A 26,527-nucleotide genomic window follows, 5' to 3' on the forward strand; every position below is an offset into this window, starting at 1 on the left:
TCTTTTCTTTGTTTTTTGATTAAGTAGTTAATTTAGAAATGGTTAGGAATTAAGACTTCATAGCAGTTAGCATACCACCATAAACTCTATTTAAGTTATTAAGATTAGATGTTAAACCTTGTAGCTCTTGGTTGAATTTCTCAGATTGCTCTGCAGATTTCTGCATATCAGCAACATACTTGTTAGCAAATTCAGATTGTCTCTTACCGCTTTCAAGCTGCATTGCATAAAGTGCATTCATACTTTCCATATGCTGAGCTGCTTTATTCAACTGGTCGTTATATTTATGAGTAGAAGCAGATACGTCAACAGTCTGATTAATCTGATCAACAGAGTTTGAGAATTTATCAATTCCTGTTCTTAATCTTTCAAATAATTGAACGTCTAATCTGGCATCTTCAAGCATTTTATCCAATTTGCTGGAAAGAGAGTTTTCCAATTCAGCAAATTGAGCGCTTGTATTTTTAGTTGTTACATTAGAATGTAAAGGGTTTGGATTCGCATGTTTATCTAATAACTCAGGATAAACATTTTCCCAGGCATAAGACTCTTCAGTTTTTGGAGGGTCAAATGCAAAGATGATAAAGATAATAGCCTCAGTAATAAGTCCTACAGTAAGCGCGATGTTACCATTAATAGGTCCTAAGGTAATGTGAGTAATTTTAAGCCAAGCTCCAAGAATTACAATTGCAGCACCGAATGAATAAAAGAAATTCATCCAAGCATCTTTAGTCTTAAACATATTGAGTTAGTTTTTTTAATGTTAAATAAAATTGTTATTGAAAATTGTCTGATTAGTTATCTGTTAACTCTTCTTGGTTTAACGGCTGCTTCAGGAATGTCCTGTACAGTTCTGAATCCGATATAGCTTCTTGCGGAATCTTTTCTTTCCCAATCTCTCGCACCTGTCATCAGTGCATATCCTATATCTTTCCAAGATCCACCTCTTACGGATTTCTTCGTATCCTTTTTATCCTTAGTAGAAGGATTTAATGTAGAAGTGAATCCAGCTGAAGAGTTGTTAAAAGAAGATAATGTCCATTCAGAAACGTTTCCAGCCATATCAAATAACCCAAACCCATTTTTCTTAAATTTCTTAACTGGAGCTGTATATGTATAAGTACCTTTTTTCTCGTCTTCCATGTAGTTACCTCTCTTAGGCTTGAAGTTGGCAAGGTAGCAACCTCTGTCATCCATTAAATATGGACCACCCCAAGGGTAAGTAGCATTTTGCATACCACCTCTGGCAGCATATTCCCATTCAGTTTCTGTTGGAAGACGAAATACTAATGGTTTTTGTTTTTTTCTTTTTAAACTTTCGTTGTAATCTGATTTCAATTTAGATCTGAAGTTACAATAAGCCCTTGCCTGATCCCAGGTAACCCCGACAACAGGATAGTCTTTATAAGCCTTGTGCCAGAAATACTGTTCAAACAATGGCTCATTGTAAGCAAAGTGGAAATCTTTTACCCAAACTGTAGTATCAGGATAGATCGCGATACTTTCACTTTTCAGGTAGTTAGCTCCTCTTTCGTTATCTGCAACAGCAGCGTCCATATCTCCCCAACGGTAAGTATATTTCAGCTTACTTACATCTAAAATTCTTTCGTTTCCAATTCTTGAAGAAGAAGGCAGATACATAGATTCTAAAACTTCTGCGTATTCTACATCCGGATATTTTGATGTACTCCAGTGTAAAGGGATTTTCCAATCTAATCTTTTGCTGGCATCATAGCTTCCGTCTTCACGGCCGCCCTGGCCTTCCATATATTCTTGATAAGGTGTTAAATTTTCTTCTTTTTTAGCAAGGTATGCGTAATCTCCTATGCTTGCTCCTTTACGTCCACCTTCGTCACCACCTTCTCCGGCAGCTTCAGCTAGTAAAGTTCTTGCGATAGAGTCTCTTACATAATTGATAAATACTCTGTACTCCGCATTGGTAGTTTCTGCTTCATCCATGAAGAAAGAAGAAACAGTAACTGTCTTCAATGATGCTTTTTCAGGTGTATTCGTCGGATCCTGGTCTGCTAAACCAGCAACAAACGAACCTGCAGGAATTGCGACCATTCCGTATGGTCTTTCCGCAACAAATGATTTAGTTTTTTCTCTTGGTATCAATTCTCCTTTTGTTCCTGGCTTCCCTACAGAAGAGCTGCCACCACCTGAACAAGATACCGATGCTACCGACGCAGACAATAATAAAAGAAATATCCTTTTCATGTTAATTTTTATAATTAAGCCGTAAATATATAATTTTTTTAAGAAACTTTTAAGATTTTTTTTGAAATAACGGAAGAAATCTAAATTTATTTTATTTACAACAACTTTTTATTCCACGGTAACAGATTTTGCAAGGTTTCTCGGTTGATCTACGTTGGCTCCTCTATATACTGCAATATAATAAGCAAGCAGTTGAAGAGGTACGGAAGCAACGATTGGAGAGAAACATTCTGAAGTTTCAGGGATTTCGATAACATAATCTGCCATTTCGCTCACCTGACGGTCTCCTTTATTTACTACAGCGATAATTTTTCCTTTTCTCGCTTTAATTTCCTGAACGTTACTCACAATTTTATCATAGTGGCCTTTTCTAGGTGCTATAATTACAATCGGCATGTTTTCGTCGATCAGGGCAATCGGACCGTGCTTCATTTCTGCAGCCGGGTATCCTTCTGCATGGATATAAGAAATTTCTTTTAATTTTAAGGCTCCTTCCAGGGCTGCAGGATAATTGTATCCTCTTCCCAGGTAAAGGAAATTGGTAGCTTTCACAAAATCTTTTGCAATATTCTGCGTAAGCTCATGAGTGGTATTTAACACATCTTCAATTTTCTTAGGAATAGCATCAAGCTCAGCAATTAAGCTCATAAATTCAGCGTTTCCTAAGTTTCCGTTGTGCTTTCCTAATTTAAAGGCAATTAAAGTAAGAATGGTAAGCTGTGCTGTAAATGCTTTGGTAGAAGCAACCCCGATTTCCGGGCCAGCATGGGTATAAGAACCTGCATCTGTGATTCTTGCAATGGAAGAATCTACAACATTACATATACCATATATAAATGCACCTTTTTCTTTTGCTAATTTTAAAGCAGCCATTGTATCAGCCGTTTCTCCGGACTGAGAAATAGCAATTACCACATCTTTATCAGTAATAATCGGGTTTCTGTATCTGAACTCTGACGCATATTCTACTTCAACAGGGATTCTTGCATATTCTTCAATCAGATATTCTCCGATAAGACCTGCATGCCATGAAGTACCGCAGGCAATGATAATAATCCTGTTGGCATTTTTGAATTTCTCAACATGATCCCAGATTCCAGCCATTTTAATAACTCCTTCATCTACAAGAAGTCTACCTCTCATTGTATCGTGTACAGATTTAGGCTGCTCGAAGATTTCTTTAAGCATGAAATGCTCGTAACCCCCTTTTTCAATCTGTTCAAGACTTAATTTAAGCTCCTGAATTTCAGGCTCAATTTTAGAGTTTTCATTGATGGTTCTGATATCTACTCCGTTTTCAAGAGAGATCGTTGCCATATGTCCTTCTTCAAGATAAATAGCTTCTTTTGTAAATTCCACGAATGGAGAAGCATCAGAAGCGATAAAATATTCTTTATCACCGATTCCGATTGCAAGAGGAGAACCTAATCTTCCTACGACCAATACCCCTGGATAATCTTCATGAAGTACAGTGATGGCATATGCTCCATATACTTCATTCAATGCATATCTCACTGCTGTAGGGAAATCAATTTCAGGATTAAGATCCATAAAATACTGGATAAGGTTTACCAATACTTCAGTATCTGTCTCTGATTTGAAAGTGAATCCTTTTTCAGTAAGCATTGTTTTAATAGTATCATAGTTTTCAATAATACCATTGTGTACAATTGCAATTTTACCGTTGTTTGACAAGTGCGGATGGGAGTTTCTGTCACTTGGAACTCCATGGGTTGCCCAACGGGTGTGTCCCATTCCAATTTTAGACTTTCCTTTTAGCTCTTTGGAAATATTCACCAAATCCTCCACTTTACCTTTTGTTTTTTCTACTTCCAGCTTGTTATCTGAACCTTCTAAAACAATTCCGGCACTGTCATACCCTCTATATTCCAATCTTCTAAGACCATTAATTACAATTTCATAAGCGTCTTGAAATCCTGTATATCCTACTATTCCGCACATATTTTATTTTGTATAGTGTTGTTTGTTGTTCTATTTTTTCGTTCCGTAAGTCACCAATAACTGGATTCTCTTCGGATTCGTATTGGTTTTATCTACTCCTGTAAGAATAATTCTGTTCATATCAAATGCTCTTGTTGTATTACGAACTCCTAAAAGGGTTCCTGTAGCATTGGCAGCAAATGTTCCTGCACTGATTATTAAAGGTTTATTAACAACCAGCTGTTCAACTCCATCTACTGTTTCTTTCTTCCCTTCTACAAGATCCTTAACTGTTTTTGTTACGACAAAATCATAATAACCTGGTTCAGGTTTATCTTTAAAATAATATAATCCAAGCCCGTTGGTAAGATCTGAAGTAAACGCCAGTTTTTTGTAGTCAATTTTACCACCAGCATCTAATGTATTGGTTAAAAGTGAAAATCTGCGGTCTTCAGTAGAACCTGTATTTTTCCACGTTGCAGCATCAAGATAGATTCTGATTTTAGCACTTACAATACCTGCTTTATCTTTAACAAAAATATCCTTAAGCTTTGCAATCGTCTCATCTTTAATCTTAACTACCACAGATGGTCCTCCCATTCCCTGAACAAAAAGTCTTTCATCTCCTTCACTAGGGTTACTTGCAGCCAATGCAGCCGCAACAGATGATCCGGATCTGCTGTATTCATACAGCCCGAGATGCGCATTAGAACCTCCTAAGTTGAAATTAAGGGTTGTCTGCGGTCTTGTTGTTGTTCCGTTCTCTGTTTTATCATATTTATAATACATGATAAGCTGCAAATCATTAGGAGAGAACTGGTAAAGATATTTATCCGTTTCATCTACAGAAATTTTTATTCCTTTAAAATATCTGATGAAGTTGGAAGCATCCTGAAGCTCAGGTTTTCCTTTTTTATCAAGAATATGAGTCTGGAAAAAGTCTGTATTACTCAACTTCATTCTGAATCCTAAGTTTCCGGTAAATACAACTGAGTTGTCAGATTTTTTAGTGATAGATGTAGAACTGATAGTACCGTCAAATACTCCTGATCCCAGCAGTTCACCAGTACTTATTGTTTTATTGGAACGTTTGAAACTGTCATCATTTGCATCTATGAACGTGGTTACTTCATGTACATTGATTTTCATTGATTTTGAACCTGCTGTTTTACCGTATTTACGAACAGGGTACATTTTCTTTTCAATGGAAACCGCTGTAGCAACTCCATCTACCGGGAAATCAGTTTTCTCAAATGTTTTTGTTTTTAATGAATCGCCTTCAAAAAAGTAGGTATTCGCGGCAGTATTTGCAGGTGGTCTCACTACAAGAACTACAGAATCTACTTTTGGATTCGCTCCGTTAAAATCATAATTATCTACCGGCATTCTCAGCTGAGTAACATAAGAAGCTCTCTGCATTCCAAACTGGTTTTCAGTAAATGCTCCAAGAACACCTACATAGGAAGCCGAACCAGATTCGCTCACCCCACTGATCAGTCTGGCAGCATCACTTCTGATTGAATCGTTGTTACTGTAATTGTATGCGATAACGGGATATGCAATTTCATTACCTTGTGCTGCATCATCATTAAACAACTGCTCGCCAAGAGAATCCGGATCCGGTTCGCAGTTATGAAGGAATGTACTTCCGAAAAACGCCATCAAAAGTATGGCGAAGGTCCTTTTAAGATTATAAGTCATTAAAAATGTGTTTTTTAATAAAGTTGATTTATTGAATCTATGTCCAGATACTCTGATTTTTGGGTAGCAGTTTCATTGAAAGCTTTATCCAGATCTTCATCCAGAAACTCGTCACCTTTCACAACGGCATCTACATAGTTCATACTTTCGATAACAAAACTTTTAATCGTTGGGTTATCTAACGCTTTTAATCCTGAAATATTATCAAACTGCAGTTTTTCGTCAATCTTTTTATCCAGGTCAGCATCTTTCTCATTGTAAAGAGAAAGTATAATTTTCGCGTCTTTGAAATAAGTATCTGATTCGTAGTACGTTTTAAGATAAATTGGAACAAAAGAAGACATCCATCCATTTAAATGGATAACATCCGGCACCCAGTTTAGTTTCTTAATGGTTTCAATAACTCCTCTTGCAAAGAAAATAGCTCTTTCGTCATTGTCTTCAAAAGGGTTTCCTTCATCGTCGAAATAATATTGTTTTCTTTTGAAGTATTCTTCATTGTCAATAAAGTAAACCTGAAGTCTTTCCCCCGGAAGAGACGCTACTTTAATGATCAGAGGCTGGTCCAGATCATTGATAATAATATTCATCCCTGAAAGACGGATTACTTCATGAAGCTGGAATTTTCTCTCACTTATTTGTCCAAATCTTGGCATAAAAACTCTTACATCATTGCCTTCTTGGTGCATCTTAAGTGCCATTTTGTTTACCACTGCAGCCATATTTGTATCTTCCTGATATGGATACATCTCTGTAGTAATGTACAGTATTTTTTGATTCGGCATAAACTTTCTATCTAATTTTTGTAAAAATGCTTTAATGTGCAAAATTACAAAAAAACATCCAACATTATTTTAATTAACATTTTTTTACGAAAATTCCCTTTTCAAATTATTAAAACCACATATTATTATGCGATATTTTTAGTATTTTTGAAATAGTATTAAAATAAACTATGGAAGTTCTAAAAAACAGAAAAGTCCTTCAGGATTTCATTGAAAGACAGAAAGAAATGGGAAAAAGAATTGGCTTTGCCCCTACCATGGGTGCCCTGCACAAAGGCCATCTTTCTCTGTATGAAGAGGCAAGAAAGGAAAATGATCTTGTTATTTCTTCAATTTTTGTAAATCCAACTCAATTTAACAATCCTGAAGATCTTGAAAAATATCCAAGAGATGTCAACAGAGATATATTGATTCTTCAGAATTCTGGTCTTGTAGATGCAGTTTATATTCCGGAGGTAGCAGATATTTACCCTGAGAAAGCCGAAAGCCTGCGATATGATTTTGACGGACTGGAAAATGAGATGGAAGGAAAATCAAGACCGGGTCATTTTGATGGTGTAGGAACTGTTGTAGAAGAACTTTTCAGACAGGTAAAGCCTGATAATGCTTATTTTGGTGAAAAAGATTTCCAGCAGCTTGCTATTATTAAAAAAATGGTAGAGAAAAAGCATCTTCCCGTTAAAATAACCGGAGTTCCTATTTACAGGGCAGAAAACGGATTGGCGCTAAGCTCAAGAAATCAAAGACTTCATGAAGACCGGAGAGAAGCCTCTAAAGTAATTTATGAGACTTTAAAAAAAGTAAACGACTGGTTCAGAACTGTTACCATTCCGGAAATCAAGGAAAGAGTAGCTGATATTTTTGATGACCAGCAGGGAATGAAACTGGAATATTTCCTGATTGCTGATGAAAAAACATTACAGGAGACTGATTTTTTCTATAAAGACAGAAGCTTCAGAGCATTTATTGTAGTGGTAGTAGATGGTGTAAGATTAATTGACAATATGCATCTGGATTAATCTTTCCAGATTTAAATATCAGATCCCTGACTTAGGTCGGGGATTTTTTTATTGATATTGAATAAAGTAAGGCTAACACCATTCACAACCTTGATTCATACAAAAATCAAAGGCCTCCTGAAGGAAGCCTTTGAAACACCAAATCACAAAATATTAATATGAAAAAAATTTACTTTTCAGTAAACTTGTGACCCGGCTGGGATTCGAACCCAGGACCCATACATTAAAAGTGTATTGCTCTACCAGCTGAGCTACCGAGTCGGCCACAATTAAAATGAAATAAATTTCAATATTAATTATAAAATTTTCTTTGCAGTGCCTGCGACTGGACTCGAACCAGCACATCCTTAGGAAACCACCCCCTCAAGATGGCGTGTCTACCAATTTCACCACGCAGGCAATAAAATCACAAATTAAGTAATTATTATTGCTAGTGACCCGGCTGGGATTCGAACCCAGGACCCATACATTAAAAGTGTATTGCTCTACCAGCTGAGCTACCGAGTCGGCCACTTGTGCAACAAGTTTTCATTTAAGTAATGTCCCTTGTTTTAAGTGGTGCAAAGATATGACTTTTTTCTTTATCTCAAAACTTTTTCGCAAATTTGTTTAAAAAAAATTCATGGTAATTTCATTGATCGGATACATGGGAAGTGGCAAATCGCACATTTCCAAAATATTAAGCGAAAAAATCGATTTTAAATTAATTGACCTCGATAAAGAGATTTCCAGAAGAAATAAATTAACCATCCCTGAAATTTTCGAGAAAAAGGGAGAGATTTACTTTAGAAAACTGGAAAGGGAGGCACTTGAAGAGATATTGGCTTCTGAAGAAAATGTAGTTTTAAGTCTTGGCGGAGGAACCCCGGTGTATTATAATAATATGGAGATCATTAATCACAACTCCAAGAGCGTTTTTTTAAGAACCGGAGTGGGAACACTGGTGGAAAGACTTTCAAAGCAGAAAGAAAAAAGGCCACTGATTGCCAATATATCAGATGAAGACCTGCCGGAATTTATTGCCAAACATTTATTTGAAAGAAATCAGTTTTACAGCAAAGCACAATTCACTGTCGGGACAGATTCCAGAGAACCGGAAGACATCGTTAACGAAATAGTAGAAAAGCTCTATCTCTAGAGCTTTTTTACTTTTTATATTAATCTTCATCCTCACCTTCACCGCCAGTCTCTCCGAAGAAATCATCCCAGTCTGTAAAATCGGAGTCGATATCGTTGCCTACATATTCATCCATTTCTCTTCTGTCTTTTTTGGTAGGTCTTCCCTCTCCTTTGTTTCTGTAATAGTCCTGTGACATTTTACGAAGTTTCAGTAATTCGTATTGCTCTTTATCTGTGACGTCCTGAATGTGAAGAGGCACCAGCTTTGCTCCAATTCTGCTTTTAGGAATCTGAATTACCTTTATTTTATAATCAATCTGATTCTTACGGATTTTGATCGTATCTCCTTCTTTTACTTCTTTAGACGACTTTACGGCAGACGTTCCTATAGAAACTCTGTTCTTTTTAATCTCCTCTGCTGCAATACTTCTCGTCTTATAAAAACGAATGCTCCATAAAAATTTATCTATTCTCATATTTTTTTATACTTTTGCCGTTATATTATTTGTAAAGTAATTAAAGTTTTTTGAAATGAAAAAAATATTTTTATATATCCTTGCAGGATCTTTGTGTTTTTCTGCTTGTAAGAAAGATGATGATGTATCAACCTATGTAGAGCCGGAAGATGTTGCTACGCAAAACACGTATGATGATCAGGCCATTAAGAAGTTCATGGATGAGAATTATCTGGATGCACAGGGTAATATAAAAGCTTTCAGTTCTACAGATACTGCGGATGATACTGAAAAGAAGCTGTCTGAACTGAGTCCCATAACACTACCTTCGGGAACTATCTACATTATGAGAGACGGAGCTCAGCCACCCGCTGCCTCTGCAAAAACCATTGGAGATACTGATATTATTAAAATCATGGGAAGAGCATACTCTTACCTGGCAGTTAATTCTGACGGAAACACTTCATTTACATCAAAAACCGCTTTTTTAAATACTATTGATGGAACAGGTGTTCCTGTTATTGATCCTACGTATTATTATGTAAAAAAATCAATACTGGAAGCTGGTACAACTGATGCTGCAAAAAAAGCAAAATATTATCAAATCCCTGGGTTCAGAGAAGCTTTACAGAAGTTCAAAGCATACAATAATCTTTCCAGCGAGGCACCTTACAACCTACAGGGAGTAATCATTGTTCCTTCCAGAGCTGCTTTTGCAAGAAACCCTCATTATCCATATTTAAACATGTCTTACAGAAACAGGACTTTTGTATTCAACTTTCAGATTTATGGAAGAGAGGACAGACCTGATAGTGATAAACAGACAACAGAACAACAACAATAAAAAATATTCATACAATAAAAAAACACCGCATAAATGGCGGTGTTTTTGTTATATGTAATGTTGATTACGATCTTGCTTTCTGTTTTACATTTCCTAAAATATCCGGGAAATAAAGATCTGCAAGGTGGTCAAACTCATCTCCTCTCATAAACATGGTGGCGTCTACTTCTTCATAAGAACTTCTTCCTGCAGCCGCAATGAGTTCATTGCAGGTGTGAAGTGTATTTTTATGGAAGTGATACACTCTTTCTGCCTTATCTGTTACATCGAGTCCTTTAATAAGCATTTTATCCTGTGTAGCAACTCCTGTAGGACAATTGTTGGAGTTACATCTCAGGGCCTGGATACATCCCAAAGAGAACATAAATCCTCTGGCATTGTTACACATATCGGCTCCCATGGCAATGGCTCTCAGAATATCAAGACTGGTAAGAACTTTACCACTGGCAATCACTCTTAATTTACTTCTCAGGTTATAGTTATTAAGCGTTCTGTTCACAAAGATCAAAGCAGGTTCCAACGGCATCCCTACTCCATCTGAAAACTCCGGTGGTGCAGCTCCTGTTCCTCCTTCTGCACCATCTATGGTAATGAAATCAGGATAAATTTTCAATACATTCATCTGTACACAGATATCTTCAAATTCTTTGGTATCACCGATACAAAGTTTAAAACCAATTGGCTTTCCTCCTGAAAGTTCTCTTAACTGCTGTACAAACCTCAGCAATCCGCCAGCATCAGAAAAAGCGCTATGGGATGGTGGTGAAATAACAGTCATTCCCGGTGTGACATGACGAATCGCTGCAATTTCCGGTGTATTTTTTACTCCCGGAAGCACTCCTCCGTGTCCTGGTTTTGCTCCCTGTGATAATTTGATTTCAATCATTTTAACATTAGGAAGCGTGGAATATTTTGTAAATAATTCAGGGTTGAATTTCCCTTCCTCGTCACGGCATCCGAAATATCCTGTTCCGATCTGCCAGCAAAGATCTCCTCCTTCCAGGTGATAAGGTGAAATTCCTCCTTCCCCTGTATTATGATAGAAGTTTCCTTTTTTGGCTCCTCTGTTCAGTGAGATCTGTGCTCTGTCACTCAAGGCCCCGAAACTCATTGCTGAGATGTTAAATAAAGAAGCATGATAAGGCTGTGTACATTGTTCTCCTCCAACCCATACTCTCGGAAGTTCTTCTGATGGTGATTTTGCATAAATAGAATGCTTGATCCCTTCATACTTTCTGTGATTTACTTCCAGCTGCGTACCAAAAGCTACCGTATCACTTAAATTTTTTGCACGTCTGTATACTGCAGAACGCTGGTTTCTTGGAAATGGTTTCCCATCTGTTTCCCTTTCAATAAAGTATTGTTGCATTTCGGGTGAAATACTTTCGAAAAAATACCTGAAGTATCCCAATACAGGAAAGTTCCTCAAAATAGCATGTTTCGATTGGTAAGCATTGTAAACACCCAATGCATAAATTGCGGATAACAGCGTAGGTATCCAATAATGCGCTCTGATCAGTATTGCTACAATCCATGTAGCAGCTACTAATACAATTCCCCAAGATAAAAACTTATCTCTCATGAATGTAGTATTTAAAAGTTTAAAAATAAATTTAGTAGAATTTTTGCAAAGAGCCTATGCTTTTGCTAAAAAATTTTGGTAAGAAGATTGCACAGAAACCGTGCCATCTGACAGGATTTTTTCTAAATTTAGAAATTCAATTTGATTGATGGATGCAGGATCAAAGTCTTTCTGGACTCTCACATAGTTTTCTGTGAAGCCGAACATTTTCCCGTCTTTATTTTCGTGCTCCCAAAGAACAGGCAGCGTTTTTCCCAATTGGGTCTGATAAAATGCCATTTTCTTCTTTTCAGAAAGAATTCTCAGCATTTTATTACGTTTTTTTCTTTCTGCTACGGGAACTACTCCGTCCATAGCTGCAGCTTCCGTATTTTCTCTTTCAGAATAGGTAAATACGTGAAGGTAAGTGATAGGAAGTTCATTAAGGAAATTATAGGTTTCCATAAATCTTTCTTCTGTTTCTCCCGGGAATCCTACAATAACATCTACTCCGATAGCCGCATCAGGCATTACCTCGCGGATCTTGTTCACTCTGTCATTATACAGTTTGGTCAGGTAACGACGTTTCATCCTTTTCAAAAGATCATCGCTTCCGGATTGTAACGGGATGTGAAAATGCGGAACAAAGCTTTTGCTTTTAGAAACCAGTTCAATACTTTCATCTTTCAAAAGATTGGGTTCAATAGAAGAGATACGGATTCTTTCTATTCCTTCTACCTTATCCAGTTCTGAAATAAGATCAAGGAAAGTATGCTCGTGTTTTTTATTTCCAAATTCTCCTTTACCATAATCACCGATATTCACCCCTGTAAGAACAATTTCTTTGATATCTTTCGCAGCGATCTCCGTGGCATTTCTAAGAACATTTTCGATGGTATCAGAACGTGAAATTCCTCTTGCTAACGGAATGGTACAGTAGGTACATTTATAATCACAGCCGTCTTGTACTTTCAGGAAAGCTCTGGTTCTGTCCCCAATAGAATAACTTCCGATAAAGAAATCGGTTTCTTCAATTTCACATGAATGCACTACGCCTTCATTCTCAGATTTCTCCAAATCATCAAGGTAGCTCAGAATATTGAATTTTTCTTTTGCTCCTAAAACCAGGTCCACTCCTTCAATCTGTGAAATTTCTTCAGGTTTTAGCTGTGCATAGCATCCTACAATAACGACCAGTCCTTCCGGATTGGCTTTCATTGCTCTTTTCACGTGAAGTTTACATTCACGGTCAGCATTTTCTGTCACGGAACATGTATTGATAACATACACATTCGCTTTTTCATCAAAGCTTACCTTATCATAACCTGCATCTGTTAATTGACGGGCAATAGTAGATGTTTCTGCAAAGTTTAATTTGCAGCCCAGTGTATGAAACGCGGCAGTTCTGTGAAAAGTAGACATTTGTTACTCCTGAATTTTATGGGTGCAAAGATAGTAATTTTAATAAGAACTCAAGATTGATTCAATCTATTGTTTATATTCATCTCTTACATCGGGGCTGTTTTGAAAGCAGACGGGCGACGAATTGGAAGCTGTATCCTGACCTGAAAATTTGGTTTTCATTTCTGTATTAAATTCCTGAGATCGGTTTCTGGCAATTGAAAGTGTACTCCAGTCTTCATTTTTTATCATTTTAGCAATATAAACAATCTGTCCGATGTGGTAAGGATAGTGAGCCAATTGACGAAGAACGGCATCAATAACAGGATGTGCTTCTCCTCTGATGTACGTTGTGGAATAGAGATTCTCCTCGTTTATTTTATCAAGAGCATCAAAAAAGCATTCCCAACCCTGTTCCCAAAAATCAAGAACCTGTTGTTTAGTAGTAAATGTATTGACAAATTCTCCGTCACGGTTACGCCAGGATTTCTCACCATCTTCGGTAAGGAAATTAGTCCATCGTGAAAGCATATTTCCTGCAAGATGTTTCACAATCACAGCAATAGAATTACTTTCTTCATTATACTGCCAGAACATCTGGTCATCTGTTAACTGTTCAAAGGTTTTATCACCAAGAGATTTATAGTATTCAAAACGTTTTACAAACAGGTCTTTCATTCTTTCTATTTTATTTCCTAATTTAATAATTTTTAAAACTAAAAACCACCTCAATTGAAGTGGTTTTTTCTATCTGTTTTATTATTATTCTCTGTTTTTCACCAGAACCCAGCCTGTATATTTAATGGCCGTATTCTTTTTATCATTTTCATTCCATGTGATAGAATACCAGTATGTCCCTGTAGGTACTCTTCTTCCACCCTGGGTTCCATCCCATTTGTAGCCGTTGGATCGGTCTGCCTGGAAAATTTTATTTCCATAACGATCGAAAACATTCATGATCAGATTTTGTTTGTTGGCAAGGGCTGAATAGTCGATCACATCATTTATTCCATCTGCATTAGGGGTTATCACATTAATCAAATTAGGTACAACGATTCCAATTTCTATCGGATCACAATCATAGGCATCTTTTACATATACTTTATGATCTCCTCTGGAAAGGTTATTGAAAACATTGGAATCCTGCCAGATGATATTATCTATTGAATATTTATAAGCCGGAGTTCCACCTATTACGGATACTGTGATTGTATTGTTCGAAATATCAATCCCGGAAACAACCGGCTGCTCGGAAGGAAGCACTTTTACCGTTTGTGTCGTCACACATTCTCCTGTTTTAAGTTTTACCCAATATACTCCTATTCCTGCTTTAATGCTTTGCGTAGTAGCTCCTGTACTCCACTCGTAGCTTTTAAATCCGGGTCCTGCATCCAGCGTAGTCTGGTCTTCTGCACAAATTGTCACATCTTTGAGCTTATCAGAATATACAGGCGGAATAACGATTAAAGTAACTTTAGCCACATTATAACAACCCTGAGCATTAGAAACTCTTATATACACAAAGCCATTAGGTGCAATGTAGTTATTGGGATTCAGGATTTCATTGGTCTGGTTAACAGCATCTGTCAATGAAGGATAATATTTTTTTGTCGGATTAGTTTGACCAGTTACTGAAGCATTGACAAGATTGAAAGAAGCGGTGGCTGGACTGGATTCGATGAAGCATGATCTCAAAGTCGTTTCATTTACGACTACAACGGGATAAAATTTCAACGTAATCTGTGCCACTGCAGTACAGCCAAATTCTGATATTACCTTTACGTAAATAACTCCTTCTGCAGAGACAAATGCCATTGGGTTGGTAATCTCATTGGTTCCGGCATTGAGATCCGCCATTGTAGGATAATATTTCTTAGTAACATTAGGGTTTGCAATAACATCTGCTGTGGTTAAATCAAATAAAGCTGTCCCTGCATTATTATTGTTACACTGGGTCAAAGTTGCGTTTGTTGCTGTGATAGAACCATTTTTAAATTTAAATGTTCCAACCTGCTTACATTTGTTGAGCGGATTAGATGCATTGGCCGGATCGGTATAATTGATACTGTAATAATAGACCGTTGTTGTATTGACTGTAATAGGAACTGTAATATGGTTATTCCCCGTTAAGGCATCATTCTGGCTCAGATGATAACTTACCCCAAAGTTTTGATTTCCATTAAGAATTCCTGAGGATAATGTAGAAAAATCAAATAAAGCTGTTGCAGAACATATGACAACTTCTCTTGGGTCAGCAGGATTGGCAGCCGGAATTCCGGGAGGATTAAATGGCTGGGTCTGAATAGCCGGATCAGTAAATGGTGAAGCCAGTGTTGCAGTTCCTCCCCACGTTAAAGAAAACGGTGCTGTAGTGGAACTGGTACTGCTCACCCAGTTGTCAATAAACAAGTAATAGGTTTGCCCTGGTAAAACATCAAGATATCTGCAATAAGGAGTCAGAGAGCCTCCTGCAGCGCTTAAAAGTGTGCTTGTCATATTCAATCCTGTAGCAGGACCTGGTCCGATAACTGTTGCAGCATTACAACGGATTGGTGATCCTAAACTTCCACAGGTTACATTAGGACCAAAAATCGCCCAGTCATAATCGGCATCCGGATTATTCGGGACAAGGTCGAAGGTAAGTGTACCTCCTGTAGCGATTGTAATTTTATACCAGATTGAGTTGTGTTCTCCCGTAAAATCTATACAGCTCCCGGAATTGACCAGTTCCTTTATGTTGCCATATCCGGTAGGACTATACGTGATATTTGAATTTCCGCAAACGGAAAGTGCAGTAGCACAGTCAGCCTGGGCATAGAAAGTATGAGAGAGACAAAGAAGTATGAAAAGTAAAAGTTTCCTCATAGATTTAATGTTTTTATGGTTATATCAGTTACACATTGCATTGATAATCAACACACATCAAATATAACCTTATTTTAATTAAAAACAATAAAATCTAAACAATTTTAAACTATTACAAATTAAAACATAGAATAATTTAAAATAATCTACATTATATCAAATTATACAGCAAATAATCAAATACACATCCTATTTATTTTATACTTGTAATATTTCCACAAAGATTTTCCAGGTGAAATATTTTATGGAAAGGGCTTTTTACTTCTTTCAAATGTTCCTTATCCTGAATGAAGGTATATCTTGAGGCAATAGAATTCATATCGGAAACAATCACCAGCCAGCATTCATCTACTGACGTATCATAATAAGGGAATTTTTCGTTCTTCTTTTCAATAAGTTCCAGAATCTTTTCGGAGCACAGTTCATCAAACAGATTCATGCTGTACTCATGGGTTATGAATACATTTCTGCGATGGAAAGATTTTCTCAGACTTTTTACACAGCCTACAGCCTTATTTTTTTTAATGCTTTTATAAATACTGATAACGTTTTCCTGTTGTATTTCCAGATTATCAAATTTGGTTGCCGGGTGGAATTCTAAAAAATAAACACCACGATATTTCGTAGTGTCTTCCTGTTCTAATAATATTTCTGCCTGACGGAACATCTTGTTTAAAGTGCTTTCCACTTTTTTCATTTCCAGATGGTTGATTACTTCGGTCAGTTCTATTCCGATTTTTTTGTCGTTCAGTTTGGCGATAAAGTCCGGACTCTCGCAGGTAAGGTTTTCAAATTTCACTTCGGGAAAATGATGCATAAAAGAGTTGAGAAGAAGAATCTCGGATTTCTTTCTGTATTTTTCACGGTCGTGCAGCGGAGATTCGTCTATGGTACGGTGATACTTCTCTATGGGCTTTTTTTTCAAATGCCTGTTCAGGTAATATAAACTCAGATTCTTGATCAGATCTTCATCAGAAAATGTCTTTTTCATGTGTGATTTTTTTATTTAAATTAAAGAACACATGCAGCCATTGGCTTTCATCATTAAAAGTTTTTGATAATCAAAAATTTACACTCTTAAAGATAAGTAAAAAAACAATTCAACACTTAGTTTTTAATTAATTTATCGATTAATTAATGTAAAGTTTATTTTCATAATTAATACCTTTGCCTTTTTAAACACAAACCCACATTTATGGATTTCAGGAATTTCAGAATACCTTACACGATTAATCCTCAATATTCAAAAAAAGCCGTTTATTTCTCAATGGAATTTGCTCTTGAGCAGGTACTTAAAATATATTCGGGAGGACTTGGCTTTCTGGCAGGCTCTCATATGAGAAGTGCCTATAACCTTAAGCAGGATCTTATTGGAATCGGTATCCTATGGAAATTTGGTTATTATGACCAGGCAAGAAACCACGATCAGACTTTACAACCTGTATGGACGAGAAAAATGTACAGTTTTCTTGAGGACACAGGAATAAAATTTCAAATCGAAATCCACAGTGCTCCGGTTTGGGTAAAAGTATGGTATCTTGATCCTGAAATCTTCAATACGGCACCCATGTTTTTCCTTTCTACAGATGTTCCGGAAAATGATCACGTTTCAAAAACAATCTGTCACAAGCTGTATGATGCGAATGAATCTACAAAACTTGCTCAATATATTTTATTGGGAAAAGGAGGAGCCAAGCTATTGGATGAAATGAACATTGAGAGAGAAGTTTACCATCTTAACGAAGCCCATGGGCTTCCGGCAGCTTTTTATCTCCTGAGAAAATATAACGGAGATCTGAATAAAGTTAAAGAAAAACTGGTTTTCACCACTCACACTCCTGAAGAAGCTGGTAATGAAAAGCACAGCTTCAGATTATGTTATGACATGTCCTATTTTTCAGGATACAGCATGGAAGAAGTGAAAAAGATTGAAGGATCTGATGATGACCGTTTCAATCATTCTCTTTGTGCATTGAGAATGGCAAGAATGGCCAATGGAGTTTCCCAGCTTCATGGGGTTGTTTCCAGAGCCATGTGGAATAAATATCCGGGAATCTGTGAAATCACATCTATCACCAATGCTCAGGAATTTAAATACTGGTCTGATAAACCTTTATACAATGCAAAAGATGAAAACGACGCAACTGTTTTTGATTTCCGTAAGAAATATCTGAAGAAAAAACTGTTCAGCATTGTTGCAGATCAGACAGGAAATTTATTTAACCCTAATGTCTTTACCATGGTCTGGGCAAGAAGATTTGCCGGCTACAAAAGAGCAGAACTTCTTCTCCATGACAAAGAAAGATTCTACAGACTTCTGAACAATCCAAAATATCCGGTACAGATTATCTGGGCAGGAAAACCTTACCCAATGGACTACTCTGCTATTTCTACATTCAATACCCTGGTAGAAGAAAGTAAAAATCATAAAAATATGGCTGTTCTTACGGGTTATGAGCTTTCTTTAAGCAAGTCTTTAAAACAGGGCTCTGATGTATGGCTTAATAACCCAAGGGTTCCAAGGGAAGCTTCAGGAACTTCCGGTATGACGGCTGCCATGAACGGATCTGTCAATTTATCTACAGATGACGGCTGGATCCCGGAATTTGCAAAACATGGAGACAACTCTTTCGTAGTTCCCAAAGCAGATTATCTGAATATGAGTATTTACGAACAGGATAATTATGATTTAAATAAGTTGTATGAAATTCTTGAAAATGAAATTCTTCCCACCTATTACGACCGCCCTGATGAATGGAGAAAAATCCAGCACAATGCAATGGATGATGTGAAAGATCATTTCAACAGTGACAGAATGGCGGATGAATACTACAGAATCCTCTATAATAATCAAAAATAGAATTAATGAGCAATGTCTTGAACACACCTGAATCCGGTATGTTCAAGACTTGTATCAGGACTGCTTTTCATACGTCTGGCCACCCTGTATCCACTGCAGTAACTATCATTGCATAAAAAGCTTCCTCCCCGAAGACTGCGTTTAACACTATACGGTTCCTGAGGGTCATAAGATCTGTCAGCGCCCTGAGGATTTAAAACCAGTCTGCCTTCCAGTTTTTTATAGTAATCATAATTGTATAAATCGCTGCACCATTCCCAAACGTTTCCAGCCATATCATACAATCCATATCCGTTGGCTTTAAATGATTGTACAGGGGCAAGGGTACCATAGCCGTCTTTCTTTTCATTGAGGTACGGAAACTTTCCTTCCCAGCTGTTTGCTTTAGGAATTCCTTCATTGATGGGTTCATTGCCCCACGGATAGATATTATTTTTTAATCCGCCCCGTGCTGCAAATTCCCATTCTGCTTCTGTGGGCAAACGTTTACCGGACCATTTACAATATGCCTGTGCATCATCCCAGCTTATATGTACTACGGGATAATTGTCTTTCCCTTCAATATTGCTTGCCGGCCCCTGGGGATGTTTCCAGCTCGCACCTTTTACCCATTTCCACCATTGGCTGAAATCATTCAGATTCACAGGCTTGGTTGTTGGTTTAAACACCAATGAAGCAGCTACCAACAAACTATCCGGAGGTTTTGGAGTACCCTTAGGAAGGTTTTTCTTTAATTCGTCCCAATCGGGTTTACGTTCTGCCGTTGTGATATAGCCTGTAGCATTTACAAATTTATTGAACTGTGCATTCGTCACTTCTGTTATATCCATATAAAACGGAGAAACCTTCACTCTATGTTTAGGGTATTCATCTGGATCAGCCTGACTATTATCGCCTCCCATATCAAACTCTCCTCCGGGGATTAGCACCATTGCTTCCAGAGAAGTTTTTCCATTAAAACTGATATGAGAAGAATCTGTTGTCCCTAATCTCTTCGGAATAGTCATGCAGGTATGCCCGGGTTTATTTCCCACAGGTTCTACGGCTTTATTTTTATTACAGGAACATACCAAACTTAATACTCCTGTACAAATTATCATTTTTATGGAAAACATCATCTTTATCTGAATATTTACAGTTTTTTATGATTTCGGTTTACTGTATCTCCATCCTTTTTTCAACTGAAGTGAAAGCTGATTGACTATTTTTTTAGAAGGAACTTCTTCAGCAATATTTATATTTTCGTCAGGATCATTTTTATGATCATAGAGCTCTCGGGCCAGATAAGCTCCGGGCTTTTCAGTCTCTTTATTCCATTCGAACCATTCTACATATCGATACCTGTCGGTACGGATGGCATATCCCATTCTTTCTACATTTTGTCCCCCTTTGGCTTTTACCCCGTATCTTCCCAATAAAAACTGACTGTAGGCTGCTGTTTTCCATTTACGGTCAGAATCCGAAAGCAGAGGTTTCATACTCGTTCCCTGAAGATAATCTGGAATTTTTATTCCGCTCATATCACATAAAGTAGGATAAATATCAACAAACTCTGTAAGTGCATTGCTGGATTTTCCTTTTGCTTTCACTCCTGCCCCACTGATAATAAGCGGTACTCTGGTATCAATCTCATAGTTGCTCTGTTTGCACCAGCTGTTATGCTCTCCCAGTTTCCAGCCATGATCTCCCCACAATACAATAATGGTATTTTCACTCAGTCCTAATTCATCCAAGGCTTTTAAAAGCCTGCCTATCTGAGCATCTGTATAAGAGACAGAGGCATAGTAGGCATGGAGAATTTCCTTTTGCTTTTCCAGATCATATGGCTTTTCCGATGGTAAAGGCAGGTCTGATCTGTCCGTATACCCTCTCAGTTCAGCATCACCATGTACGGCAAATTCCGGAGCATTTTCAGGTATGAATTGATTTTTCGCAAGAGGTATGTCGTTTCTGTTATACAAGTCCCAGTATTTTTTAGGAGCGTTAAATGGTAAATGCGGACGGTAATAACCTACTGAAAAAAAGAAAGGCTTATCTTTTCCTTTTAATTCTTTCAACTTTTGAATGGCCATGGTTGTTTGCGCTCCATCATAATAGGCATCATCATCAACGTCTGCCATTTCAACAGAATTAGCCTTTGTATAGATAAATCCATAAGCATCCGGTTTTCCTTTTCCTATTTTCTCAAGGGCAAGCTCCTTTTCTTTCTGAATCAGTTTGTTTTTCTCCAGCTGATATACTGCGTCCGGATCAAAAGGGTATCCATTTACATGAAGTTCTTCATTCCAGGACTTATCATCAGGTAAAGTATTATGAAAGGTTTTTCCGATTCCTACCGTATAATACCCGTTATTCTTGAATACCTGCGGAAGAGTGATTACATCCGGCAGGTTTTTCCTGAAATCTGTCTGAAGATCCCATACACGAACAGAATCTGGTCTCAAACCTGTAAGGAGGCTTGCCCGTGAGGGGTTGCATACAGCCTGCTGGCAATAGGCTCTATTAAAAACAACTCCTCTTGCTGCAAGTTTGTCCATATTAGGAGTTTTTATAACAGTGTTTCCATAGCAGCCCATTTCAGGTCTTAAATCATCAATAGGAATAAACAGGATATTGGGTCTTGTTTGCTTGATAGCGGATCTTACACTTTTTTTAGGTTTGGGATTATCCTTATTAAAGCTTACACCTCCCACCGCTATGCAATTACAAATCAATATAATGAATACTATTTTTAAAAAGTTGAAATTCTTCATGAGGTATAATTTTCTTTTATTGATAAGACTTATTTGTTATCAGCTTATTTCTCACTTCCTTCCATCCTTTTTTACGTTGTTCAGAAAGCTTGTCAAGGATGTCTTTATTTTCGGGATACACTGCAATATTGAAATTTTCTTTCGGATCTGAGGTAAGATTATAAAGTTCCCGTGCCACAAGTTCTCCCGGCTTTTGGGTTACTTTATCCCAGTAGTACCACTCTATCAGGTGATAATTTTTAGTCACCATTGAATATCCCATATAATTTTTTTTGTTAAGGTCTATCCCTTCTCCTGCCGGACGCAGAAACTGGCTGAATACGGCTCCTTTCCATTCCACGCTGTTTTCATTCAGAAGTTTTTTAAAGCTCGTTCCTTGCAGATAAGCAGGAGTTTCTATTCCTGCAAGATCACAAAGGGTTGGATAAAGATCTACCATCTCTACCAGTTCATTGCTCTTACTTCCCGGATTTTTCATTCCAGGTGCATATACAATAAGAGGAACCCGGGTATCATTTACATAATTAGTCTGCTTACCCCATGCATTATGTTCTCCTAATTTCCAGCCGTGGTCTCCCCATAAAACAATAATAGTATTATCTATTAATTTTTGTTTTTCAAGCTCATCTACGAGTCGTCCAATACAGGCATCAACATAGCTTACAGAAGCATAATACCCATGTTTCAGAATTCTGGCTTCTTTTTCCGGCATTCTGAAGTAGGCAGGATGTTTTACATATTCAAGATCATAACAAGCAGTCATCTCCCTTTGGTTATACATGGCCATGCTTGGTGCATTAAACGGAATAAAGCTGTTATCTGCCATTGGTATTTCCATAGGGTCATAAAGATCCCAGTACTTTTTGGGAGCTACAAAAGGTAAATGCGGCCTGAAATACCCCAGTGCCATGAAGAAGGGTTTCTTTTTATTTTTAATACGGTTGATGGTCTGAATAGCAAGTGATGTCTGAGCTCCGTCATACAGCGAATCATCAGGACAGTCTGCAACTTCTACAGAACGTCCGTATGCCCAGCCATTCCCATATTTTTTAGGATCTTTGGCTAATCTTTCCAATCTTTTGGCAGCAAGCTCAGCTTTAAGTTCACCACTGAAATAAAAAGATTCGGGATCTCTGTCTCTCATATTTTTAACGGCATATCCTTCAGGGCGAAGATCCGGCTCGCGGAAAGAGATAGAATCAGGCATGTGATTATGAAAAATCTTTCCGATGGATACTGTATGATAATTGAATTTTTCGAACTGCTGTGGAATCGTTACCACATCAGGATGTATTTTACGAAATTCTTCTCCCAGCACCCACACTTTGGTGGAATCCGGCCGCAAACCTGTTAAAGCACTGGCTCTGGAAGGAGCACAAACAGCTACCTGGCAATATGCGTTTGTAAAAGTTGTACCTCTTCTTGCCAGCTTATCAATATTGGGTGTTTTAATGATGGAATTACCATAAATCCCCAGTTCCGGCCTCAGGTCATCAACGACAATAAAAATTACATTGGGTTTGGACTTTTTTTGTGCTTGTCCTGCAATTATTGTAAATGATAAAATCAATAGAAGAATATAAACTGATTTTAAAGTTGAAACACTGAACATATCAATTAGTTTTAAAACCAGCCTTGTAAGAATGTGAGTTGCATTGCAGCAGTAAAGAAAAGATCTCCAAGGCTGTTATTGATTAATATTGAAAAAATAAAACTTTAAACATCCACAAAACATTAAGAATTCTTTTTCATCATTTGTGTTTTGTATTGAAATAAGATATAATGAGTTATGGATGTGATGCGAATTTGCAACAAAAAAGAATAAACTCTTGCAAAGTAAACTACATCACATATACATCAATAACACAAGATTCACATTTACAGTATTTTATAAATCACAAAATGATCAAAACATAGAAAAAATTATAGTTTAGGAAAACAAATCAGCTGATTTTCCATGTACTCCATTTATCTCACTTCATCTCGAAATTTCGAATTAGATAAAAAAAATCCGGAAAGTTGAGCTTTCCGGATGATGAATTACATATTTTTCTTTTTTGATGGTACTTTCATACCTTTTTCCCGCGCTTCAGAAATACCGATGGCTACGGCTTGTTTTCTGCTTGTCACTTTCTTTCCGGAAGAAGACTTTAATTTTCCTTCCTTGAATTCGTGCATTACCTTTCCTACTTTGTCCTGAGCTTTTTCTGAATATTTAGTCTTGCTCATGATCAGATTTTTTTTTTAAGATTTTGGCAGGGATACCCCTAATTCATAAACACAGGCATGTTTCAAATATTTTGAACGCTCTCTCGATGTTACCGATTCAAAATGATCGTTTTTGATCACAATAATCGGGTCTTCCGCATTTTCAATCTCAAAATTGGCTAAATATCTTTCATCCGGTGGAGATTGTTGCAGTTTTGCTTTTATTTTCTGCAGCTCATCTGCATATTTTCTAAATCCCGGATCTGAGGAATGGATAAATTTATACTCATCGCCTGCATACACATAGTAATGAATTTTTTTCTCTATCAACCCCGCCTCATCAGTAATTTCGGGATTATCATTTCCGTCTCTAAAAACTACTTCCACTAATGTTCCTCCTTTTTTATGAGCACATTCTTCAGCGTCTTTAAAACTGGAAAAACCTGTATAAACAATCTGATCGTTTAATACATAACGGTTCAGTTTCTGGTTGTATGCATTCGTTTCCATAATTATTATTTGATTTGATTATAAGGTATGATATTCAATTTTTTTGCCAAAAAGCTTATTTGAAAAGCTTTTTTATACATTTAATAAAATTATTATCTTTGAAATCCATTACTATTAGAAATGAAAAAATTACTCTTAACTCTTACTGTTGCGGCGGTATTCCAAAATGTGTCGGCACAGGAAATCACTTTAGATAAAATATACTCAGGATATTACCGTGGAAAAGGGATCGCAGGGATCACTTCAATGAAAAACGGAGAAAATTATCTGATCATTGAACCGTCAGGAATTGCAAAATATTCTTACAAAACTTCACAAAAAGAAGGGAATCTTGTAGATGGAAAATTTGAAAGCTATATTTTTTCTGATGATGAATCTAAAATTCTTTTACAGGTTGAAAGCCAGCCTATTTACAGACATTCTTTTCTGGGGAAATTTGATGTAAAAGATTTAAAATCCGGGAAAGTAATCAGCCTGAATGAAGGGAAACCTGTTCAGGAGCCTGCGTTTTCACCGGATGCTACGAAAGTGGCCTTTATTTCTGACAATAATCTTTTTTATCAGGACCTTAATTCAGGAAAAATCACACAGATTACAACGGATGGTAAAAAGAATTCAATCCTGAATGGTTTGGCAGACTGGGTATATGAGGAAGAATTCGGGCATGCAAAACAATATGAATGGACAAAAAATTCTGATGCCATCGTATTTGTGAAGTCTGATGAAAGCCAGGTTCCGGAAATCTATATTCCTATCTATGGAAAAACGCTTTATCCTACAGAAATGCGTTATAAATATCCAAAAGCAGGTGAGAAAAACTCTGTAGTTTCAGCACAGCTATACCGTCTTGATAACGGGAAAACAATGCAGTTGAACCTGGGTTCTTTCAAAAATTATTACATCCCGAATGTATTTCAGACTGCAAAGCCGGACGAAATGGTTCTGATCACTTCTGAAAGGATACAAAATGCTTCTGATATTTTAAAAGTGAACACAAAAACCGGAGCAGTTCAGAAGTTATTTACAGAAACAGATGAAAAATGGGTAGATACAGACAGCCCTACTCTTGAATTCCTTGAAGATGACTCCTTCCTTTGGGCTTCTGAGAGAGACGGGAACCGTCACCTGTACTGGTATGACAAAGATGGTAAGTTGAAAAAACAGATAACAAAAGGAAACTGGGAGGTAACCGATTATTATGGGTTTAATCCAAAGTCCAAAGAAATTTATGTTCAGACTACTGAAAAAGGAAGTATCAATAAAGTCATTTCCAAAGTCAATATTGAAAACGGAAAGACCCAGCTGATCTCTAATGCAGAAGGAAACAACTCCGCAAACTTCAGTAAAAACTATAATTATTTCATTGAAACATCTTCTACAGCAGCTAAACCTTATACCTATGTTTTAAAAGACGGTAATGGAAAAGCAGTAAAAGAGCTTCAGAACAACAATGACCAGTTACAGAAACTAAAAGCTGATAATTTTGTTGAAAAAGAATTCATTACGATTCCAAACGCTGTAGGTGATCAGATGAATGCCTGGATTATGAAGCCTAAAAATTTCGATCCTAATAAAAAATATCCGCTGTTTATGTTCCAGTATTCAGGCCCGGGATCTCAGCAGGTAGCCAACTCATGGGATAACGGAAATGCTATTTGGTTCAATCATCTTGTACAAAAAGGATATATTGTTGCTTGTGTAGACGGCCGTGGAACAGGCTATAAAGGAGCAAAATATAAGAAAGTAACTTATATGAATTTAGGAAAATATGAGATTGAAGATCAGATCACAGCAGCCAAGTGGTTCGGAAGCCAATCTTATATTGATAAAAGCAGAATCGGAATGTTCGGATGGAGCTTCGGTGGTTATATGACCAGTTTAGCCATGACGAAAGGAGCTGATGTCTTCAAAGTAGGAATTGCTGTAGCACCGGTAACCAACTGGAGATATTACGACTCTGTATACACAGAAAGATTTATGAGAACACCTCAGGAAAACCCGGATGGATATGATAAAAATTCTCCTACGGAATATGCTAATCTGTTGAAGGGGAAATTCCTTCTGATTCACGGAACGGCTGATGATAACGTTCACTTCCAGAATTCTATGGAGTTCTCTGAAGCTTTGATTCAAAACAAAAAACAGTTTGATTTCATGGCTTATCCTGATAAAAACCACGGAATTTACGGTGGACAAACAAGACCTCAGTTATACCAGAAAATGACGGATTTCATCCTGAATAATCTATAATATTAAATTTATAACTCATAAAAAATCCCTTTCAG

At 37.1% G+C, this 26,527-nt stretch carries 21 protein-coding genes and 3 tRNA genes; 5 read left to right on the top strand and 19 right to left on the bottom strand.

Annotation, left to right across the window (positions count from 1 at the left end):
- Positions 1-49: 49 nt before the first annotated feature.
- The 5 genes from gldL to JNG87_RS08725 form a co-directional block, all read right to left on the bottom strand.
- Complete coding sequence (gldL, locus tag JNG87_RS08705; protein WP_110009510.1) at positions 50-742, bottom strand: gliding motility protein GldL; 693 nt, start codon at positions 740-742, stop codon at positions 50-52.
- 56 nt (positions 743-798) lie between these two features.
- Positions 799-2,220 carry a gliding motility lipoprotein GldK gene (gldK, locus tag JNG87_RS08710; RefSeq protein ID WP_110009511.1) on the bottom strand — a complete coding sequence of 474 codons (1,422 nt, stop codon included), beginning with the start codon at positions 2,218-2,220 and terminating at the stop codon, positions 799-801.
- A gap of 108 nt (positions 2,221-2,328) precedes the next feature.
- Complete coding sequence (gene glmS / locus JNG87_RS08715; RefSeq protein WP_110009512.1) at positions 2,329-4,182, bottom strand: glutamine--fructose-6-phosphate transaminase (isomerizing); 1,854 nt, start codon at positions 4,180-4,182, stop codon at positions 2,329-2,331.
- A gap of 30 nt (positions 4,183-4,212) precedes the next feature.
- Positions 4,213-5,862, bottom strand: a complete 1,650-nt coding sequence (locus JNG87_RS08720; protein ID WP_202843442.1) for a DUF4270 family protein — start codon at positions 5,860-5,862, stop codon at positions 4,213-4,215.
- A gap of 14 nt (positions 5,863-5,876) precedes the next feature.
- Positions 5,877-6,647: a glycogen/starch synthase gene (locus JNG87_RS08725; RefSeq protein ID WP_110009514.1), complete on the bottom strand. Its 771-nt coding sequence runs from the start codon at positions 6,645-6,647 to the stop codon at positions 5,877-5,879.
- A gap of 170 nt (positions 6,648-6,817) precedes the next feature.
- Here JNG87_RS08725 and panC point away from each other — a divergent pair, with 170 nt between their 5' ends.
- On the top strand, positions 6,818-7,666 hold the full coding sequence (panC, locus tag JNG87_RS08730; RefSeq protein WP_202843444.1) for a pantoate--beta-alanine ligase: 849 nt from the start codon (positions 6,818-6,820) through the stop codon (positions 7,664-7,666).
- A 188-nt stretch (positions 7,667-7,854) separates the two neighbouring features.
- Here panC and JNG87_RS08735 read toward each other — a convergent pair.
- The 3 genes from JNG87_RS08735 to JNG87_RS08745 all read right to left on the bottom strand — a co-directional run bounded on the left by JNG87_RS08735 (position 7,855) and on the right by JNG87_RS08745 (position 8,173).
- Positions 7,855-7,927 (bottom strand) — tRNA-Lys (locus tag JNG87_RS08735).
- A gap of 55 nt (positions 7,928-7,982) precedes the next feature.
- Positions 7,983-8,065: transfer RNA gene (locus tag JNG87_RS08740), tRNA-Leu, on the bottom strand.
- 35 nt (positions 8,066-8,100) lie between these two features.
- Positions 8,101-8,173, bottom strand: a tRNA-Lys gene (locus JNG87_RS08745).
- 115 nt (positions 8,174-8,288) lie between these two features.
- Between JNG87_RS08745 and JNG87_RS08750 the strand changes: the two genes are divergently transcribed.
- The gene (locus JNG87_RS08750; protein WP_202843446.1) at positions 8,289-8,804 is read left to right on the top strand and encodes a shikimate kinase; all 516 of its coding nucleotides are present in this window, start codon (positions 8,289-8,291) and stop codon (positions 8,802-8,804) included.
- Positions 8,805-8,823: 19 nt separating this feature from the next.
- Here JNG87_RS08750 and JNG87_RS08755 read toward each other — a convergent pair whose 3' ends face one another.
- A complete protein-coding gene (locus JNG87_RS08755) occupies positions 8,824-9,261 on the bottom strand; it encodes an RNA-binding S4 domain-containing protein (protein WP_202843448.1) in 438 nt (145 codons plus the stop codon).
- Positions 9,262-9,316: 55 nt separating this feature from the next.
- Here JNG87_RS08755 and JNG87_RS08760 point away from each other — a divergent pair, with 55 nt between their 5' ends.
- A complete protein-coding gene (locus JNG87_RS08760; RefSeq protein ID WP_202843451.1) occupies positions 9,317-10,084 on the top strand; it encodes a hypothetical protein in 768 nt (255 codons plus the stop codon).
- A 64-nt stretch (positions 10,085-10,148) separates the two neighbouring features.
- Here the strand turns inward: JNG87_RS08760 and JNG87_RS08765 are convergent, their stop codons facing one another.
- The 5 genes from JNG87_RS08765 to JNG87_RS08785 all read right to left on the bottom strand — a co-directional run bounded on the left by JNG87_RS08765 (position 10,149) and on the right by JNG87_RS08785 (position 16,902).
- Positions 10,149-11,666, bottom strand: coding sequence for an FMN-binding glutamate synthase family protein (locus tag JNG87_RS08765; protein ID WP_202843453.1), 1,518 nt, complete (start codon positions 11,664-11,666; stop codon positions 10,149-10,151).
- A gap of 54 nt (positions 11,667-11,720) precedes the next feature.
- Entirely contained in the window at positions 11,721-13,067 is a 1,347-nt protein-coding gene (mtaB, locus tag JNG87_RS08770) for a tRNA (N(6)-L-threonylcarbamoyladenosine(37)-C(2))-methylthiotransferase MtaB (protein WP_202843462.1), read from the bottom strand.
- Positions 13,068-13,133: 66 nt separating this feature from the next.
- A complete protein-coding gene (locus JNG87_RS08775; protein WP_202843464.1) occupies positions 13,134-13,724 on the bottom strand; it encodes a DUF1572 family protein in 591 nt (196 codons plus the stop codon).
- An 84-nt stretch (positions 13,725-13,808) separates the two neighbouring features.
- Entirely contained in the window at positions 13,809-15,911 is a 2,103-nt protein-coding gene (locus JNG87_RS08780) for a T9SS type B sorting domain-containing protein (protein WP_202843466.1), read from the bottom strand.
- A 193-nt stretch (positions 15,912-16,104) separates the two neighbouring features.
- Positions 16,105-16,902 carry a hypothetical protein gene (locus JNG87_RS08785; protein ID WP_202843467.1) on the bottom strand — a complete coding sequence of 266 codons (798 nt, stop codon included), beginning with the start codon at positions 16,900-16,902 and terminating at the stop codon, positions 16,105-16,107.
- Between the two features lie 204 nt (positions 16,903-17,106).
- Between JNG87_RS08785 and glgP the strand changes: the two genes are divergently transcribed.
- Positions 17,107-18,771 (top strand): alpha-glucan family phosphorylase, encoded by a 1,665-nt coding sequence (glgP, locus tag JNG87_RS08790; RefSeq protein WP_202843469.1) that lies wholly within the window; start codon positions 17,107-17,109, stop codon positions 18,769-18,771.
- 2 nt (positions 18,772-18,773) lie between these two features.
- Here the strand turns inward: glgP and JNG87_RS08795 are convergent, their stop codons facing one another.
- The 5 genes from JNG87_RS08795 to JNG87_RS08815 all read right to left on the bottom strand — a co-directional run bounded on the left by JNG87_RS08795 (position 18,774) and on the right by JNG87_RS08815 (position 24,242).
- The gene (locus tag JNG87_RS08795) at positions 18,774-19,871 is read right to left on the bottom strand and encodes a formylglycine-generating enzyme family protein (RefSeq protein WP_238349700.1); all 1,098 of its coding nucleotides are present in this window, start codon (positions 19,869-19,871) and stop codon (positions 18,774-18,776) included.
- Positions 19,872-19,913: 42 nt separating this feature from the next.
- Complete coding sequence (locus tag JNG87_RS08800; protein ID WP_202843473.1) at positions 19,914-21,524, bottom strand: sulfatase; 1,611 nt, start codon at positions 21,522-21,524, stop codon at positions 19,914-19,916.
- A 16-nt stretch (positions 21,525-21,540) separates the two neighbouring features.
- Positions 21,541-23,136: a sulfatase gene (locus JNG87_RS08805; protein ID WP_202843475.1), complete on the bottom strand. Its 1,596-nt coding sequence runs from the start codon at positions 23,134-23,136 to the stop codon at positions 21,541-21,543.
- Positions 23,137-23,564: 428 nt separating this feature from the next.
- On the bottom strand, positions 23,565-23,753 hold the full coding sequence (locus JNG87_RS08810) for a DUF6496 domain-containing protein (RefSeq protein ID WP_202843477.1): 189 nt from the start codon (positions 23,751-23,753) through the stop codon (positions 23,565-23,567).
- 15 nt (positions 23,754-23,768) lie between these two features.
- Positions 23,769-24,242: a hypothetical protein gene (locus JNG87_RS08815; protein WP_062675487.1), complete on the bottom strand. Its 474-nt coding sequence runs from the start codon at positions 24,240-24,242 to the stop codon at positions 23,769-23,771.
- 120 nt (positions 24,243-24,362) lie between these two features.
- On the opposite strand from JNG87_RS08815, the gene JNG87_RS08820 reads away from it, so the two are divergent.
- The gene (locus JNG87_RS08820; RefSeq protein WP_202843484.1) at positions 24,363-26,492 is read left to right on the top strand and encodes a S9 family peptidase; all 2,130 of its coding nucleotides are present in this window, start codon (positions 24,363-24,365) and stop codon (positions 26,490-26,492) included.
- The last annotated feature ends 35 nt before the right edge of the window (positions 26,493-26,527 follow it).

The organism is Chryseobacterium cucumeris (genome assembly GCF_016775705.1).
Lineage (GTDB): Bacteria > Bacteroidota > Bacteroidia > Flavobacteriales > Weeksellaceae > Chryseobacterium > Chryseobacterium cupriresistens.